The 16,186-nt window shown below is 66.9% G+C and carries 15 protein-coding genes; 10 read left to right on the plus strand and 5 right to left on the minus strand.

Annotation, left to right across the window (positions count from 1 at the left end):
- Positions 1 to 7: 7 nt before the first annotated feature.
- A complete protein-coding gene (locus ACT531_RS10690; protein ID WP_476017407.1) occupies positions 8 to 670 on the minus strand; it encodes a 3-oxoacid CoA-transferase subunit B in 663 nt (220 codons plus the stop codon).
- 29 nt (positions 671 to 699) lie between these two features.
- Positions 700 to 1,401 (minus strand): 3-oxoacid CoA-transferase subunit A, encoded by a 702-nt coding sequence (locus ACT531_RS10695; protein WP_476017408.1) that lies wholly within the window; start codon positions 1,399 to 1,401, stop codon positions 700 to 702.
- 100 nt (positions 1,402 to 1,501) lie between these two features.
- On the opposite strand from ACT531_RS10695, the gene ACT531_RS10700 reads away from it, so the two are divergent.
- Positions 1,502 to 2,302 (plus strand): IclR family transcriptional regulator domain-containing protein, encoded by an 801-nt coding sequence (locus ACT531_RS10700; RefSeq protein ID WP_476017409.1) that lies wholly within the window; start codon positions 1,502 to 1,504, stop codon positions 2,300 to 2,302.
- 149 nt (positions 2,303 to 2,451) lie between these two features.
- Here ACT531_RS10700 and ACT531_RS10705 read toward each other — a convergent pair whose 3' ends face one another.
- Entirely contained in the window at positions 2,452 to 2,673 is a 222-nt protein-coding gene (locus ACT531_RS10705) for a hypothetical protein (RefSeq protein WP_015015527.1), read from the minus strand.
- Between the two features lie 225 nt (positions 2,674 to 2,898).
- Between ACT531_RS10705 and ACT531_RS10710 the strand changes: the two genes are divergently transcribed.
- Entirely contained in the window at positions 2,899 to 3,333 is a 435-nt protein-coding gene (locus ACT531_RS10710; RefSeq protein WP_056066079.1) for a DUF1841 family protein, read from the plus strand.
- 64 nt (positions 3,334 to 3,397) lie between these two features.
- Complete coding sequence (locus ACT531_RS10715) at positions 3,398 to 3,859, plus strand: hypothetical protein (RefSeq protein ID WP_476017410.1); 462 nt, start codon at positions 3,398 to 3,400, stop codon at positions 3,857 to 3,859.
- 62 nt (positions 3,860 to 3,921) lie between these two features.
- Here ACT531_RS10715 and ACT531_RS10720 read toward each other — a convergent pair whose 3' ends face one another.
- Entirely contained in the window at positions 3,922 to 5,184 is a 1,263-nt protein-coding gene (locus ACT531_RS10720; RefSeq protein WP_476017411.1) for a putative Na+/H+ antiporter, read from the minus strand.
- A gap of 217 nt (positions 5,185 to 5,401) precedes the next feature.
- On the opposite strand from ACT531_RS10720, the gene ACT531_RS10725 reads away from it, so the two are divergent.
- A complete protein-coding gene (locus ACT531_RS10725) occupies positions 5,402 to 5,890 on the plus strand; it encodes a DUF3429 domain-containing protein (protein WP_295938156.1) in 489 nt (162 codons plus the stop codon).
- A gap of 67 nt (positions 5,891 to 5,957) precedes the next feature.
- On the opposite strand, the gene ACT531_RS10730 is transcribed toward ACT531_RS10725, so the two are convergent.
- Complete coding sequence (locus tag ACT531_RS10730; protein WP_110960166.1) at positions 5,958 to 6,620, minus strand: c-type cytochrome; 663 nt, start codon at positions 6,618 to 6,620, stop codon at positions 5,958 to 5,960.
- A gap of 106 nt (positions 6,621 to 6,726) precedes the next feature.
- Here ACT531_RS10730 and ACT531_RS10735 point away from each other — a divergent pair, with 106 nt between their 5' ends.
- The 6 genes from ACT531_RS10735 to ACT531_RS10760 all read left to right on the plus strand — a co-directional run bounded on the left by ACT531_RS10735 (position 6,727) and on the right by ACT531_RS10760 (position 16,143).
- Entirely contained in the window at positions 6,727 to 7,581 is an 855-nt protein-coding gene (locus tag ACT531_RS10735; RefSeq protein WP_015015541.1) for an AAA family ATPase, read from the plus strand.
- Positions 7,582 to 7,833, plus strand: coding sequence for a hypothetical protein (locus ACT531_RS10740; protein ID WP_110960167.1), 252 nt, complete (start codon positions 7,582 to 7,584; stop codon positions 7,831 to 7,833).
- Positions 7,834 to 7,853: 20 nt separating this feature from the next.
- Positions 7,854 to 8,450 carry a GNAT family N-acetyltransferase gene (locus ACT531_RS10745; protein ID WP_476017412.1) on the plus strand — a complete coding sequence of 199 codons (597 nt, stop codon included), beginning with the start codon at positions 7,854 to 7,856 and terminating at the stop codon, positions 8,448 to 8,450.
- Positions 8,451 to 8,474: 24 nt separating this feature from the next.
- Positions 8,475 to 9,662: a vWA domain-containing protein gene (locus tag ACT531_RS10750; RefSeq protein WP_015015544.1), complete on the plus strand. Its 1,188-nt coding sequence runs from the start codon at positions 8,475 to 8,477 to the stop codon at positions 9,660 to 9,662.
- A gap of 137 nt (positions 9,663 to 9,799) precedes the next feature.
- Positions 9,800 to 11,737, plus strand: a complete 1,938-nt coding sequence (locus tag ACT531_RS10755) for an autotransporter assembly complex protein TamA (protein ID WP_476017413.1) — start codon at positions 9,800 to 9,802, stop codon at positions 11,735 to 11,737.
- Positions 11,737 to 16,143: a translocation/assembly module TamB domain-containing protein gene (locus ACT531_RS10760; protein ID WP_476017414.1), complete on the plus strand. Its 4,407-nt coding sequence runs from the start codon at positions 11,737 to 11,739 to the stop codon at positions 16,141 to 16,143. Before ACT531_RS10755 ends, ACT531_RS10760 begins: the two co-directional genes overlap by 1 nt.
- The last annotated feature ends 43 nt before the right edge of the window (positions 16,144 to 16,186 follow it).

A 16,186-nucleotide genomic window follows, 5' to 3' on the forward strand; every position in this document is an offset into this window, starting at 1 on the left:
GGTGCGGTCAGGCCGCCGTGGTCTGCGGGGCCCGGATGGGCAGGCCCACCAATTGCTCCAGCTCCGCCAGCGACAGGCCGGGCACGGTGTCGATGAGCTGCAGCCCGGTGGGCGTGCAGGCCAGTGTGCACAGATCGGTGTAGATGCGCTTCACGCACGCGACACCGGTGAGCGGGTAGGTGCATTGCGTGACGATCTTGCTCGCGCCCTGCTTGGTCAGCAGGTCCATCATCACCCAGGTCTGCTTGGCCCCGATGGCCAGGTCCATCGCGCCGCCCACGGCGGGGATGGCGGCGGGCTCGCCCGTGCTCCAGTTGGCCAGGTCGCCCGTGGCCGACACCTGGAACGCGCCCAGCACGCAGATGTCGAGGTGGCCGCCGCGCATCATCGCGAAGCTGTCGGCGTGGTGGAAGTACGCGCCGCCGGGCAGCAGGGTCACGGGCTGCTTGCCCGCGTTGATGAGGTCGTAATCCTCCAGTCCCGCAGCGGGCGCCGGGCCCATGCCCAGGATGCCGTTTTCGCTTTGCAGGATGACCTCGCGGCCGGGAGGAATGTGGTTGGCCACCAGGGTGGGTTGGCCGATGCCCAGGTTGACGTAGGCGCCGTCGTGGATGTCTTGCGCCACGCGTTTCGCCAACTCTTCCTTGCTACGCTTTTGATAGCTTCTCATGCTTATTTTTCCTGCGCTTGCGGCTAATATCAAGCGGATTTCTTGAATCCGCCCGCCTGCGTGGCCGTGCGGTCGATCTTGACGACGTGCGTCACGTAGATGCCGGGGGTGACGATGGCCTCCGGGTCCAGCGCGCCCAGCTCCACCACCTCATGCACGGTGGCAATCGTGGTCTTGGCAGCCGTGGCCATCACGGGGCCGAAGTTGCGCGCCGACATGCGGTAGGTAAGGTTGCCCCAGCGGTCACCCTTCTCGGCCTTGATCAGGGCCACGTCGCCGTGGATGGGGTACTCCAGCACGTAGTGTTTGCCATTGATCTCGCGCGTCTCCTTGCCCGCCGCCAATTCAGTGCCGTAGGCCGTCGGGCAGAAGAAGGCGCCAATGCCCGCGCCCGCAGCGCGCAGGCGCTCGGCCAGATTGCCCTGGGGCACGAGTTCGAGTTCGAGCTTGCCGCTGCGGTACAGCTCGTCGAACACATAGCTGTCGACCTGGCGCGGAAAGCTGCAGATGATCTTGCGCACCTGCCCGGCATTGAGCAGGGCGGCCAGGCCCTGGTCGGCATTGCCCGCGTTGTTGTTGACCACGGTGAGGTCGCGTGCGCCCTGGGCGATGAGGCCGTCGATCAGCTCACCCGGAATGCCGGCCGTGCCGAACCCGCCTATCAACACCGTGGCACCATCCTTCACTCCCGCAAGGGCCTGGGCCACCGAGTCCGCCAGTTTGTTGATCATTGCAGCGCTTTCTTGGTTTGCTTGTTTGTTGTCTCATCTCTCTGAAATTTGTTCGTATATAGAACAAATGTTCGCTTAAAGAATTATAGTTGGCATACGTATGAATTCCCAAACCCCTGAAGCCAAAGACCCCAAACCGAGCGACAGCTATGTGCAGTCGTTCGCGCGCGGGCTGGAGGTGATCCGCTCGTTCAGCGCGGCCACACCGCAGCAGACATTGAGTGAAGTGGCCGCGCAGACCGGCCTGACCCGCGCAGGCGCGCGCCGCATCCTGCTCACGCTGCAGACGCTGGGCTATGTGGAAACGGACGGCAAGCTGTTTCGCCTGAGCCCGCGCATCCTGGATTTGGGGTTTGCATACCTGTCCTCGCTGCCCATCTGGAACCTGGCCGAGCCGGTGATGGAAGACCTCGTGGAAGAGGTGCGCGAGTCGTCATCGGCCGCCGTGCTCGACGGCCTGGACATCGTCTATGTGCTGCGCGTGCCCACGCACAAGATCATGCGCACCACGCTGGGCGTGGGCTCGCGCCTGCCCGCGTGCTGGACGTCCATGGGCCGCATGCTGCTGGCCGGGCTGCCGGACGACGAACTGCAGGCCCGACTGGAGAGCCACCCCCTGCAACGCTTTACCGCGCACACCACCACGGATATGGAGGCGCTGCTGGCGCACATCCGCCAGGCGCGGCAGCAAGGCTGGTGCCTGGTGAACCAGGAACTGGAAGAGGGTTTGATTTCGATTGCTGCGCCTCTGACCAACCGCACAGGGCAGACGGTGGCGGCGCTCAACATCAGCGGTCAGGCCAACCGCACGAGTGCGGCCATGATGCAGGACAGCCTGCTGCCCGCGCTGCTGAGTGCGGCGCGAACCATTTCGCGCATGATGGGGGCGCCAAGGGGGTAAGAGTCCAGGAGGAAGCAGGACGACGCCCGGCGAACTTTGGGGATCACCCATCGCAACGAGCGCCTAGAGATGAACCTCAGACACTCGTCTTACGTGGATAGGGCAAGAGCCAGAGCCGCAGCCCCAGTCGCTCGCCACGACGGGTGAAATCAGTTCTTGCGAAAGCCGAGCACCAACACCACGCCGCCCAGCACCATCGCGCCCAGGCTCATCCACTGCGGAATGTTGACCGACTCTTTTTCCTTCACGGTGAGTTCCAGCGGCCCCAGCTTGGCCTGAGTGGTGTCCTTGGTAAAGCTGAAGCCACCGGTCAAAAACCCGGCCAGGCCCAGCACCAGCAGCAGGACACCCACAATTCGCATTGCCTTCATGACAGTTCTCCCAAAGTGCCGGGTTTTGAGGGCTGCGACAAAGGGGACCCGGCTCCCTGCCTTTGCGCCAGCCCAATGTAGGTGCGCGAACCCGCCGCCCGCGTAGGACGCCGCCCCGGCGCCCTGTAGCGCACAGGCGCGAACCGCACGGCCCAATCTCTGTCCTCCGTAGTTACCGCCCCTGCGCATGCCAAGCCCTTGCCCTGCGTGCTACCCTCACGCTCCATGTTCAGCCCCTCCCAAGCCGATGTGCGCCGCTTTCTGTGCGGCGTGCACGCCAAGACCCAGAGCGGCGCCCCCATGGAAGCCATCGAAACTTTGGCCAGCCTGTGGATCGCCGAGCACCCCGAATACCACGCCGACCTGTCGGATGCCGACGCAGCCGTGGCGCGCAACTACGACGAAACACCGGGCCAGACCAATCCGTTTTTGCACCTGTCGATGCACCTGTCGATCAGTGAACAGTGCAGCATCGACCAGCCCCGTGGCATCCGCCAGGCGGTCGAGTTGCTGACAGCACGCCTCGACTCGCTGCACGACGCGCACCACGCCGCCATGGACTGCCTGGGCGAGATGCTTTGGGAAAGCCAGCGCTCCGGCCGCCCGCCCGATGGCAACGCCTACATTGCCGCCGTGCAACGCCGCGCCACGCGTGACTGAACTGCCACGGTCAATTCGCTAGAGGCAACCAACGCCCGCCCCCAGGTCGCACCACCGACTGCCCATGCTCCACTACCTGCTTCATGCATCCACGGTCCCATGGCAAGACCAATTGCTGTACGCAGGTCTCATTCTTCTGGCTATTGCCTTGGTTTTTGGGGGCTTTTGGTTGCGCGGACGTGCGGCACGCCCCCGGCAAGGGGACTTTGCCGCCTTGGTGGAAAAGCACAACATCGCGCAGGCGCTGGCTGCGCAGGCCGATAGCCCACTCAAAGATGCGGCAGACGCATGGCAACAAACCCGACACACCATGGAGCAGGTCAAGTCCGGCGTGGAACGGTCCATTGCTTTGATCTTGGCGCTGCTTTCCGGCCTTCTGTGCGCGATCAGCGTGTCTGCGGTGATCAGCGATGTCTGGCACTTCCCAGCAGTGGATTGGAGCCTGTTTGCCTTCTACGCGGGGCTCGGCGGTGTGTGCGCGTGGTTCACCCGCGTGCAATGGCGGAGTTTTCGCGGGCAGAGATAGACGTGCGCCTTAGGCCCCTTGCCATGCTTCGCTACCAAGTAGCCCGGCGCTGTTCCTTGCACCTATAACACCCGAAACGCCATCACCGCCACCAGCGTAGGCGGCAAGGCCCCCAGCAGCAGGCCCAGCGGGTTGATGACGCCGTCCGAGAATTTCTCCTTCAGGATGGACGCACCGGCCGGGTTGGGCGCGTTGGCAATCACCGTCAGGCCGCCCCCCGTGACGGCACCCGCCACCAGGGCCACCTTGAACTCGTCACTGAGGCCTTCGACCAGCGAGCCCAGGTAGGTCAGCGCAGCGTTGTCGGTGAACGCGGTGAGTGCCGCGGCGCCAAAGAACACAGCGTTGGCATCCATCTTCATGAGCAGGGGCTGCAGCCACCATTGCTGCAGGCCGCCCAGCACCACCAGCCCAGCCAGGAAGAACGCCACCAGCAGCGCCTCGCGCAAGATCAGCGGGCTTTGGTAGCGCTGGTACGCCGTGGTGAACCCCATGAAGAACAGGAACAGGCCCAGGAACACGGCGGGATGGTGGGCAAACACCACCACCAGCACCAGGAAGGCAAGGTGCACGCCCGTCACGGTCCACGGCACGGGGGACTCGGAGGCAGGGATCTTGCGGCCCATGTGGCCCAGCTGGTTGCGAAAGATCAGCATCGCGATGGCCGCATTGATGAGCACGGCCACCGCCGCCTTCCAGCCGAAGTTGGACAGCATGAACCAGATGTCCCAGTTCCACTTGGCAGCCACCATCAGCACGGGCGGCGCCGCAAAGGACGTGAGCGTTCCACCAATGGATATGTTCACGAACAGCACGCCGATGGTCGAATACTTGAGCCGGCTGGAGATGGGGTGGGAGAACAGCGTGTCCCGCAGCATCAGCGCGGCCAGCGTCATGGCCGCCGGTTCGGTAATGAACGACCCGAGCAGCGGCACGAACGCTAGCACCACAAAATACATGGCCATGCCGCGCTGCACCGGCAACAAAGCGGCAAGCGCCCGGACGAGCGCCCCGGCCATCTCAAGGATGGGGCGGGTGGCGGCGATCACCATGATTGCGAACACGAACAGCGGCTCGGTGAAATTGCGCGAGTCCAGGTAGGCCGTGGCCTCCTGCTTGCCGCTGATGGAGAACATGAACAGCATGAGTACCATCGCCCAGAAGCCGAAGACGACCTCTACCTCGCCCAGCAGATGCCAGATGCCCGCGTGCCGTGGCTGCGTATGCGCAAGGTGCTCGAAATACTTGGTGGAGAAGGTGTGAAGAATGGCCAGGCCGAACAGGACGGCACCAACCACCTGGATCAGGGTGGGGGAGGAGTTCATGGGTCGCAGAAAAGCCGCGCGGCGGCCCGACCAGCGCATGAACCTGCCGGGCCACCATGGCGCCGACACCCAGCGAATATTTTAACTGGCGATACCGGGCTGCTTTGTAGGCATAGGGCTTGAGGCACCCGCGAAAAGAAGGCTGGCACGCACAACCATGCATGGCACTCGGGAGTCTCACTTTCCAGACAATGCAGACACACATCTGGAGGCTTTCATGTCGACGCATATCCACACGCCCACACCACCTTTGCCTTCGCCCTCCTCCGCCCCTATCCCGCCGGTAGTGGCCTGGCTGGGCTACGGCGGCCTGCTGCCGTTCCTGGCGCTGGCAGCGGTGGGCCTGTGGGCGCCAAGCACACCGTGGTGGAGCGCAGCGCTGCTGGCCTACGGCGGAGTGATTCTGAGTTTTGTGGGGGCGCTGCACTGGGGCTTTGCCATGGCGCAAAGCGGGCTGAGCGCCCCAGAGCGCACGCGCTGCTTTGTATGGAGCGTGGTGCCATCGCTGATGGCCTGGCCTGCCACGCTATTGCCCCCTGTAGCAGGGTCGGTGCTGCTGGTCGCGGGCTTTGCTGCGCACCTGGTGCAAGACCATCGACTGGCTGCGCGCACCTCGCTTCCTGCGTGGTACTTGCCGCTGCGATGGCGCCTCACGGTCACGGCTTGCGTGTGTCTGGCGGTGGGGGCATGGGCCGCCAGCCGTTGAGAATTCAGTCGCCCAGCAAAAAGCCCGCAGAAGCGGGCTTTTTTGTTGCGCTCAGCAAGACTGCTGATCAACGGAAGCGCGACTGGGGCACTGTGTGCAGGTCGCCATCCAGGCTGCTCACGTAGTTGGCCAAAGCCTTCAGCTCGGCGTTGGTGAACTGCTTGGCCACACCGCCCATGATGGCGTTGCCACGACCCACGTTGGCGTTCTTCTCGACCTTGTAGGACTTGAGAGCGACGAACAGGTAATCAGCGTGCTGACCAGCGATCTTGGGATAAGACGGGTCGATGGGCTTGGCGAAGTTGTCGCCGTGGCACGAAACGCAAGCGCCCTTCTTCAGCAGCTCAGCCACTTGCACGCTGGGTTCGCGCGAAGGCTTGGCGGGCAGCTCGGCGCCGGTCTTGCCGTGTTGTTCGTAATAGGCCGACACGTCAGCGATGTCTTTTTCAGACAGCGACTCGGCGATGCCGCGCATGGTGGGGTGCTTGCGCTCACCCTTTTGGTAGGCGACCAGCGCTGCCGAAATGTACTTGGCGCTTTGGCCCGAGATCATGGGCACCTTGTGCACCTCGGGGAAGCTGGCCTGGTAGCCGACGATGCCGTGGCACCCAATGCACATGGCAATCTTTTGCTTGCCGGCTTCCACGTCGCCCTTGGCTTCCTGGGCGTGGGACAAGGCGGTCACGGAAGCGACAGCCAGGGCAAATAGCGTGGTCAACGTTTTGTTCATTTTGCGCGCACAATCTCGTGGAAGTTCAGCTCTGGGCTCTGATCAGCCGTTGATTATAGCCAGCGCCCTGTCAAGCCCATTCATCAACGATCCGGTGTTTTCCCCCATGAAATTCCAAGGCTCCCAGAACTACGTCGCCACCCAAGACCTGATGCTTGCCGTGAATGCAGCCATCACGCTGCAACGGCCGCTGCTGATCAAGGGCGAGCCCGGCACGGGCAAGACGATGCTGGCCGAGGAAGTGGCACAGGCGCTGGACATGCCGCTGCTGCAGTGGCACATCAAGTCCACCACCAAGGCCCAGCAGGGCCTGTATGAATATGACGCGGTGAGTCGCTTGCGGGACAGCCAGCTCAACGATGGCGACAGCGCCGAGCGCGTGAAGAACATCCGCAACTACATCATCCAGGGCGTGCTGTGGCAGGCCTTCACGGCCGACCGCCCCGTAGCGCTGCTGATCGACGAGATCGACAAGGCCGACATCGAATTCCCGAACGACCTGCTGCGCGAAATTGACCGCATGGAGTTCTACTGCTACGAAACGCGCGAACTCATCAAGGCCAAGCACCGCCCGCTGGTGTTCATCACCTCGAACAACGAAAAGGAACTGCCCGACGCATTCTTGCGCCGCTGCTTCTTCCACTTCATCAAGTTCCCCGAAGCCGACACCATGCGGCAGATCATCAACGTGCACTTCCCCACGCTCAAGAGCGAACTGCTCACCGTGGCGATGAAGACGTTCTATGACGTGCGCAACCTGCCCGGCCTCAAAAAGAAGCCTTCGACCAGCGAGCTGATCGACTGGCTCAAGCTGCTGGTGGCCGAAGACATTCCGCTCACCGCCCTGCAAAGCGCCGACAACAAGGTGGCCGTGCCCCCGCTGGTGGGCGCGCTGCTCAAGAACGAACAGGACGTGAGCCTGTTTGAAAAGCTGGTGTTCATGAACCAGAGGAACCGCTGAGTGAGCCACAGCAACGGCCACGACAACACCCGCCAGCTGCTGGTCAACGGCGTTGCGGATGCCGTGGGCTTTGTGGGGGGTGCGCTGCTGGGCTTCTGGCTCGGCCAGCTGCTGGGGCTCGACATTTTCGCGCCTGGCTACGGCACCGGCAGCCTGGTGGGCATTGCCCTGGTGGGCCTCGGCGGCGGCCTGGGCCTGCATGGGGCCCGGCGCTGGCAGAACAGCCGCCGCAGCCAGCCGTCCAAAGACTGATGATCAAAGGGTAGAGACCCATGGCTTTTGTAGAACCTGTCACGCTGCGGGATCGCGGCGTCCGCCTGGAGCCGCTGGCGCTGGCCCACGAAGACGGCTTGCGGGCCGCTGCTGCCGATGGCGAGCTGTGGAAGCTGCGCATCACCTCGGTGCCCGATCCGCAGGACACCCGCGCGTACATCGAAGCCGCGCTCAAGATGCGCGAAGACGGCAACCGCTTTGCCTTTGCCGTGGTGGAAGATGCCACCGACAAAGTGCTCGGTTCCACCAGCTACCACGACATCGTGCCCGCCGTGAAGCGCGTGGAAATCGGCTGGACCTGGTACCGCCACAGCGTGCAGCGCACCCACGTCAACACCACCGCCAAGCTGCTGATGATGGGCCACGCGTTCGATACGCTGGGCTGCCATGTGGTGGGCTGGCGCACCGACAACTACAACTTTGCGTCGCAACGCGCCATCGAGCGCCTGGGCGCCAAGAAGGACGGCGTGCTGCGCGGCCACGCGCTGCGCCGTGACGGCACCATCCGCGATACGGTGATGTACAGCATGCGTGCTGGCGAATGGCCGGAGGCCAGGGCACAGTTGCTATATCTTTTAGAGCGTCACGCGCAATAAACACTGGCGCTAGAGGTCCAAATCATGCTCATCGACTTCTTCTACACCCTGCGCTCGGCCAAGCTGCCCGTGTCGGTCAAGGAATACCTCACCCTGCTCGAAGCGCTGCAGGCCGGTGTGGTGGGCCCCAAGTCAGATGACGCGTGGAGCCTGGACGATTTCTACAACCTCTCGCGCCTCACGCTGGTCAAGGACGAGAAGCACTACGACAAGTTCGACCGGGCCTTCGGCGCCTACTTCAAGGGCGTCGAAATGGTGGCCGACTTCACCAAGCAGATTCCGGCCGACTGGCTGCGCAAGATCCTGGAGAACGAACTCACGCCCGAGCAGAAGGCCGCCATCGAGAAGATGGGCTGGGACGAACTCATGGAAACGCTGAAGAAGCGCCTCGAAGAACAGAAAGAACGCCACGAAGGCGGCAACAAGTGGATCGGCACCGGCGGCACCAGCCCCTTTGGCCACGGCGGCTATAACCCGCAGGGCGTGCGCATTGGTGGCGCGGGCAAGAACAAGAGCGCGGTGAAGGTGTGGGAGCAGCGCGCCTACAAGGACTACGACGATCAGCAGGAGCTGGGCACGCGCAACATCAAGGTGGCGCTGCGCCGCCTGCGCAAGTTTGCGCGCGAAGGACATGAGCTGGAGCTGGACCTGCCCGACACCATCCGCAGCACGGCCGCCAATGCGGGCTACCTGGACATCAAGATGGTGCCCGAGCGGCACAACAACGTGAAGGTGCTGCTGCTGATGGACGTGGGCGGCACCATGGACGAACACGTTCAGCGCGTCGAAGAACTGTTCAGCGCGGTCAAGAGCGAGTTCAAGCACCTCGAGTTCTATTACTTCCACAACTGCGTCTACGACTTCATGTGGAAGAACAACCGCCGCCGCTTTGCCGAGAAATTCCCGACCTGGGACATCATCCGCAAGTACAACAAGGACTACAAGCTGATCTTTGTGGGCGACGCGACCATGAGCCCGTATGAAATCCTGCAGCCCGGCGGCAGCGTGGAATACAACAACGAGGAGCCGGGCGCCGAGTGGATCCAACGCCTCACGCACGCCTTCCCCAAGTTTGCGTGGATCAACCCCGAGCCCCAGGGCGTGTGGCAGTACCGCCAGAGCATCAGCATCATCCAGCAGCTGGTGGGCAACCGCATGTACCCGCTGTCGCTCAAGGGGCTGGAAGAGACGATGCGGCTGCTGTCCAAATAGGCCCTGCCGCAGGGACGGATGCCTTGTGAGCATCTGTCCGACAGGGGGCGCCGCCGTTTCAGGGCATAGTCGGGGATGCATCGGGCGGGCCGATAGGCTTGCCCCCCACACGATCCCCTGACACATCCTCTCGCACCGTGCCCTTCCGCGTTTTGCGCCCCGCCACTGCTAGTACCCCAACGCCGGCCCTGTGGTCGGCGTTGCTGCTTTCCGGCGCACTGTGCCTGAGCGGCTGCAGCCTGCTGCCGCGTGCCGACGAGCCCACGCCCGGCGACACCCGCAGCGACATTGCCGGCCCCGAAGCCGGCAGTGGCGCCCCATCGTTTGACGTGGTGGTGCGCGCCCCCGACGCGGTACGCGAGACGCTGGAGCGCCACCTGGAGCTGCAGCGCTTTCGCCAGCTGCCCGACCTGCAGGCCAACGAGCTGCAGCGCCTGCTGGGCGCCACCGACGCCAACGCGCGCGAACTGCTCGGCACCCTGGGCTACTTTGCGCCCACCATCACCGTGGAGCTGACCGAGGCGCAGGAGACTACGGGCACTCGCAAGGGCGCGCCCCGCACCGTCACGGTCACCGTGGAGCCCGGCCCCCAAACCCGCATTGCCCGTGCCGACATCACGGTGGCAGGCACCGACGAAGCCGACAAGGACAACCTGGCGCGACGGCAGCAACGCCTGCAGCGCAACTGGTCCCTCGCCCCCGGCCAGCCCTTTACCCAGTCGGCCTGGGACAGCGCCAAGACCGACGGGCTGCGCCAGCTGCAGGCCCGGCGCTATCCCACGGCCCACATCGCCAACAGCCGGGCCGAGATCGATGCCGACCGGCACCAAGCCCAGCTGGGCGTGAGCTACGACCCCGGCCCCGCCTACCGCTTCGGCCCCTTGCGCGTGCAGGGCAGCCAGCGCTACGACAGCGACGGTGCGCGGCGCCTTGCCCGCCTGCCCACGGGCGCCGTGTATGACGAGGCAGAGATGCTGGACGCCCAGCTGCGCCTGGCCAGCAGCGGCTACTACGACGCCGTGTTCCTCACGCTCGACACCGAAGGCACCGACCCGCAGGCCGCCCCCGTGGTGGCCCAGGTGCGCGAGGCCCCGATGCAAAAGCTGGTGTTCGGCCCGGGCTTCTCGACCGACAGCGGCGCACGCCTGTCCCTGGAACACATCCACAACCAGATGCCCGTGCTGGGCTGGCGCGCGGTGACCAAACTCGCGCTCGACCGCGAAACCAAGCTCGCCAACACCGAATGGACGGACCTGCCCAATGACAACGGCTGGCGCTGGTTTGCGGGCGGCCAGTTGCTGCGCGAGGCCACGGGCGACTACGACGTGAACAGCGGTCGCTTGCGCGCGGGTCGCAGCAAAAGCACCAAATCCATCGACCGCAACTACTTCCTGCAGTACGACTACGCCAACAGCCAGGGCCTGACCGACAACACGCTGTCGCCCTCCGACACCAGCACCGCCCTGAGCATCAACTACGGGTGGACCGGCCGCTATTTCAACAGCATGACCGCCCCCACGCGGGGCCATGGCGTGGCGGTGGAGCTGGGCCTGGGCACCACGCTGCGACCCGAGCGCGACCCGTTTGTGCGCACCCTGGTGCGGTGGCAGTCCTTCATCCCCGCAGGGCGCGTGCAGGACGACGCAGGCATCGGCCGCAATGCCCGTGTGGCCCTGCGGGCCGAGGCCGGCGCGGTGCTGGCGCGCGAGGGCGCGCAGATCCCCGTCACGCAGCTGTTTGTGACGGGCGGCGACACCACCGTGCGCGGCTACGGCTACCGCAGCATCGGCGCGCGCACCGACAACGGCCAGCTGTACGGGGGCCGCTACCTGGCCGTGGGCAGCGTGGAATGGCAACGCCCCATCGTTTACAAGGGAGCGATGACCGACTGGGAAAGCACGCTGTTTGTGGATGCCGGTGCCGTCGCCGACAAGGTGGGCGACCTGAGCCCGCGCGTGGGAGTGGGCGCCGGTGTGCGCTGGCGCAGCCCCGTGGGCCCGCTGCAGGCCGACCTGGCCTATGGCCTCAAGACCAAAGAGGTGCGGCTGCACCTGCGGCTGGGGTTCAGCTTCTGATGGCGATGAGCGACGCCCCCCACACTCCCAAGCCGCGCGCCCGTGCGTCGGACTTCAGCGCCGGGTCCTCGTCGGCACCCCGCCCTCAACCCCCTCGCACGCCGCGCTGGCTCCGAGCCGTGGGCTGGCTGCTGGCAACGCTGCTGGCCTTATTGCTGGCGGCCAGCGCGCTGCTGTGGTGGTGGGCGGGCAGCGGCACGTCGCTGGCCACCACGCTGGCCCGTGCAGCGCAATACCTGCCCGCCAACCAGACGCTCGAGAGCCGCGATGTCAGCGGCTCGCTGCGCAGCGGCGGGCGCATTGGCTGGCTGCGCTGGAGCAGCCCCACCCTGGCGGTGGAAGTGACCGACATCCGCCTGGGCTGGCAGCTGGCCCCCTTGCTGCAGCGCCGCCTGGAGCTGGGCGAGGTGCATGCCGCCCGCGTGGAGATCACACCCCAGCCCAAAACCACTGACACACCCGAGCCACCCCCCACGCCCCTTACCAGCCTGGTGCTGCCGCTGCAGCTGGGCGTGCCGTTCCGGGTCAACCAGTTGCTGTGGGCCGGGTCACCCGCCGTGGAAGCCCAAGGCCTGCTGGGCGACTACCGGTTTGATGGCCGCCAGCACCGCCTGAACATCGGCGCGGTGGAGCTGGCCCAGGGCCAGTACAGCGCCCGCGCCACGCTGGACGCACAAGCCCCCATGGCGCTGGACGCCACCGTGGATGGCACCGTGCGCACCGCTGTGCCCGGCGGCGGCGCTGCGTTGCAGGTGGGCGCCCACGCCACGCTGCAGGGCACGCTGGCCACCGCCGCTGCGCAGCTACAACTGCAGGCGCGCCTGAAGCCCGAGCCGACCAGCGAAACCGCCACACCACCCGCCGCCGCGCCCGCCAGCCAACCGGGCGCATCAAGACTTCCTACCCCACGCACAACCCCTGCGCCCGCTGCCGACCCCATGCAGGCTGATCTGGCCGCCACGCTGGCGCCGTGGGCGCAGCAGCCCCTACAGTCCGCCAACGCCACGTTGCGCGCCGTCAACCTGGCGGCCCTGTGGCCGCAGGCACCGGTCACGCAGCTGCACGGCACGCTGCAAGCCGGGCCCAAATCCGGCGGCGCAGGCACGGCAGGCACAGCAGGCTGGAGCCTGCAGGCCGCGCTGCGCAACGACCTGCCCGGCCCCTGGGACACCACCCGCCTGCCCCTGACCGCCCTGGACGCCAGCGCAAGCTACGACGGTACCCGCTGGACCGTGCCCAACGCCACCCTGCAAGCGGGCACGGGCAACATCACCGCGCAGGGCCACTACACCCCCGCCACCCACGCGCTGGAGGGCCAGGCCACCCTGCGCGCGCTGCGCCCCGACGCCCTGCACACGCTGCTGGCCGCCGCCCCGCTCTCCGGCCGCGTCACCGCACAAACCCAGGGCGAGGCCGTGCGCTTCAGTGCCGATGTGCGGGCAGACACCGGCCCGGCTGCGCGCGCGGCAACCACAAAGACCCCGGCGGCAGCGGGCGCACCGCTGCGCATCAACACCGTCAGCACCCAAGGCACCTGGCAGGCCGCAGACGGCGGCACGGTGCGGCTGGACCGCCTGCTCCTGGACGCACTGCAGGCCCGCGTGGAAGCCACCGGGCTGCAGGTCGCACTGGGCACGCAGTCCGCACAAGGCAAGGTCACCCTGGCAGTGCCCGGCGCCACCGCACAGGCACAAGGCACGCTGGCCCCGCGCAGCGGCGCGGGCGACCTGCAGGTGCAGTGGGCCGACGCAGCGCTCACGCAGCGCTGGCTGGCGGGCCTGCCAGTGGTGGGCACCGCCGTGCAGCGCACTCTGCAAGGGGCCAGCGCCCAGGGCGCCGCACAGATCGCAGCGCGGTGGAAGGGCGGCTGGCAGACGCTGACCGAGCAACTTCAGACTGCCACCACCCACAGCGCAGCCGCCCGCAACCCCGACCGCTTTGATCTGCAAGCCACGCTGAACACCCCCCAGCTGGACCTGACGCTCCCGGCCACCACCAACGCCAGCGGCGGCACATCCGCCGGGCAAGCCCTGCAACTGCGCGCCTTCAAAGCCGAACTGGGGGGCAACCTGGCGCAGGCCTCTCTGGCGTTGACCGGCGAGGTCCGCACGCCAGCGCCCCAGGCCCTGCAGACCACGGTGCAGACCCGCCTTGCCAGCACCCTGGTGGGTGCCGGGCAATGGCAGTTGCAGGTCAGCGAACTGCGCCTGCAAGCCCAGGTCGCCCAGCGCCCCGGGCCGTGGACGCTGCAACTGGCTGAGCCCCTGGGCCTGACCGTGCGCACCGGCGCCCCTACACCTGGAGCCCCCAGGTCACCGGCCAGCGGGCGGGCGTCACCATCGCCCACCACCAGCTCCCTCAGCCTGCAGGCATCGGCCGGTCAGGCCCGCATCACCGGTCCCTTGCCGGGCACCGTCACCCTGCGCTGGTCGCCGGTGCAATGGTCAGCAGCGACGGCACCGGGCGCCCTCTCGCGCTTGCAGACGCAGGGCACGCTACAGGGCCTGCCCATGGCCTGGGTGGATGCGCTGGGCCTAGGCGAGACGCCCGCCGCCGCGGGCCGGCCCGCGCAGCCGTTACTTGCGCGCATGGGGCTGGCCAGCACCGTCGTGCTCGACGGGCAATGGAACGTGGACACCACGGGCGACGCCCTGCGCGCCAGCGTCAGCCTGCGCCGCGCCAGTGGCGACCTGCGCATCCTGGCGGGCGATGCCACGGCCGTCACAGCGGTGCAAAGCAGCGGCCAGGGCACCGGCGCCGGAGCCACCACCGTGCTGGCGACTGCGGCCACCCCGCCTGCAGGTGCATCCAGCACATCGAGCGCCCCAGGCACTCCCGCCGGCGTGCGCCAGGCAGAAATCACGGTCACCGCCGAAGGCGACACGCTGCGCGCGCGCCTGCTCTGGGCCAGCGACCGCGCAGGCGAGATCGACGCCACCGCCAGCACGCGCCTCGCCGCCGCCAACGCCGATGCCCCCTTCACCTGGCCTGCCGACGCGCCACTGGCCGGCACCTTGCGCGCCCGCCTGCCCGACGTGGGCGTGTGGTCTGCGCTGGCACCACCCGGCTGGCGCGTGCGCGGCACGCTGGACGCCAGTGCGACCTTGTCGGGCACGCGCGATGCGCCGCGCTGGGCGGGCACCCTGGGCGCCGATGACATGGCAGTGAGATCGGTGGTGGACGGCGTGGACCTGCAAGGCGGCCGACTTCGCGCCACGCTGCAGGGCAACCAGCTCCACATCACCGAGTTCCGCCTGCAAGGCGGGCGGGGCAGCAGCGCGCGCATCGCAGGCTTCAGCGGCAACCGCACAGCCGCCGCGCAAGACGGCGGCACGCTGACCGCCACCGGCCGCGTGGCCTGGGGCGACAGCGCCACTGCAGGCACGGGCATGTCAGGCATCACCATGTCTCTGCAGGCCGAGGCCAAGGCCCTGCAGGTGCTGGTGCGTGCCGACCGGCAGGTCAGCGTGTCGGGCCAGTTGCAGGCCCAGTTGCAGCAGGGCCAGATCAGCCTGCGCGGCAAGCTCACCACCGACCGCGCCACCATCATCCTGCCGGACGAATCCGCGCCGCGCCTGGGCTCGGACGTGGTCGTGCGCTCCGCCGCCAAGGACCGCGAAGACCAGGCCAAGGCCCAGGCCGCCGCCAAGGCCAACCAGGTGGCCGCGCAGGCAGAGACCGCCAAGCCGCCCGACATCGCCGTCACCCTCAACCTGGGGCGCGACTTTGCGCTGCAAGGCCAGGGCATCACCACCCGGCTGACCGGCGAGGTGGACATCCGCAGCAGCGCCGTGCCCGGCGCCCCGCCGCGTGTGACCGGCGAGGTGCGCACCGACCAGGGCCGCTACCGCGCCTGGGGCCAGATGCTGGACGTGGAGACGGGCCTGATCCGCTTCAACGGCCCGTACAACAACCCCTCGCTCGACATCCTGGCGCTGCGCCCCAACATCAGCGTACGCGCGGGCGTGCAGGTCACCGGCAGCGCGCAGGCGCCACGCGTCACGCTGTATTCCGACCCTGAACTGCCCGATGCCGAAAAGCTGTCGTGGGTGGTCCTGGGCCGCAATGCCTCGGCCGGAGGCGCCGAAGCGGCCGTGCTGCAACAGGCCGCGCTGGCGCTGCTGGGCCGCAACGGCGGCCAAAGCCCCACGGCCAACGCCGCCAGCCGCCTGGGCCTGGACGAAATCGGCTTTCGCGGCGCCACCACGGGCGAAGACGCCAGCGCCGCCGCCCTCACCTTCGGCAAGCGCCTGTCCAAAGACCTGTACGTGACATATGAGCGCAGCCTGTCGGGCACGCTGGGCACGCTGTACATCTTTTACGACCTGTCCCGCCGCCTCACGCTGCGCGGGCAGACTGGCGAGAAAAGCGCGGTGGACATCATCTACACCGTGAAGTACGACTGAGGCGCAACCGGCCAGGAAGGCACCCGCGCGCCACTACAATGCG

It is taken from the genome of Acidovorax sp. DMC1 (assembly GCF_056314325.1).

Coding starts and splice junctions, on each gene's coding strand:
- ACT531_RS10690 (WP_476017407.1), bottom strand. CDS start 670: ATGAGAAGCTATCAAAAGCGTAGCAAGGAAGAGTTGGCGAAACGCGTG.
- ACT531_RS10695 (WP_476017408.1), bottom strand. CDS start 1,401: ATGATCAACAAACTGGCGGACTCGGTGGCCCAGGCCCTTGCGGGAGTG.
- ACT531_RS10700 (WP_476017409.1), top strand. CDS start 1,502: ATGAATTCCCAAACCCCTGAAGCCAAAGACCCCAAACCGAGCGACAGC.
- ACT531_RS10705 (WP_015015527.1), bottom strand. CDS start 2,673: ATGAAGGCAATGCGAATTGTGGGTGTCCTGCTGCTGGTGCTGGGCCTG.
- ACT531_RS10710 (WP_056066079.1), top strand. CDS start 2,899: ATGTTCAGCCCCTCCCAAGCCGATGTGCGCCGCTTTCTGTGCGGCGTG.
- ACT531_RS10715 (WP_476017410.1), top strand. CDS start 3,398: ATGCTCCACTACCTGCTTCATGCATCCACGGTCCCATGGCAAGACCAA.
- ACT531_RS10720 (WP_476017411.1), bottom strand. CDS start 5,184: ATGAACTCCTCCCCCACCCTGATCCAGGTGGTTGGTGCCGTCCTGTTC.
- ACT531_RS10725 (WP_295938156.1), top strand. CDS start 5,402: ATGTCGACGCATATCCACACGCCCACACCACCTTTGCCTTCGCCCTCC.
- ACT531_RS10730 (WP_110960166.1), bottom strand. CDS start 6,620: ATGAACAAAACGTTGACCACGCTATTTGCCCTGGCTGTCGCTTCCGTG.
- ACT531_RS10735 (WP_015015541.1), top strand. CDS start 6,727: ATGAAATTCCAAGGCTCCCAGAACTACGTCGCCACCCAAGACCTGATG.
- ACT531_RS10745 (WP_476017412.1), top strand. CDS start 7,854: ATGGCTTTTGTAGAACCTGTCACGCTGCGGGATCGCGGCGTCCGCCTG.
- ACT531_RS10750 (WP_015015544.1), top strand. CDS start 8,475: ATGCTCATCGACTTCTTCTACACCCTGCGCTCGGCCAAGCTGCCCGTG.
- ACT531_RS10760 (WP_476017414.1), top strand. CDS start 11,737: ATGGCGATGAGCGACGCCCCCCACACTCCCAAGCCGCGCGCCCGTGCG.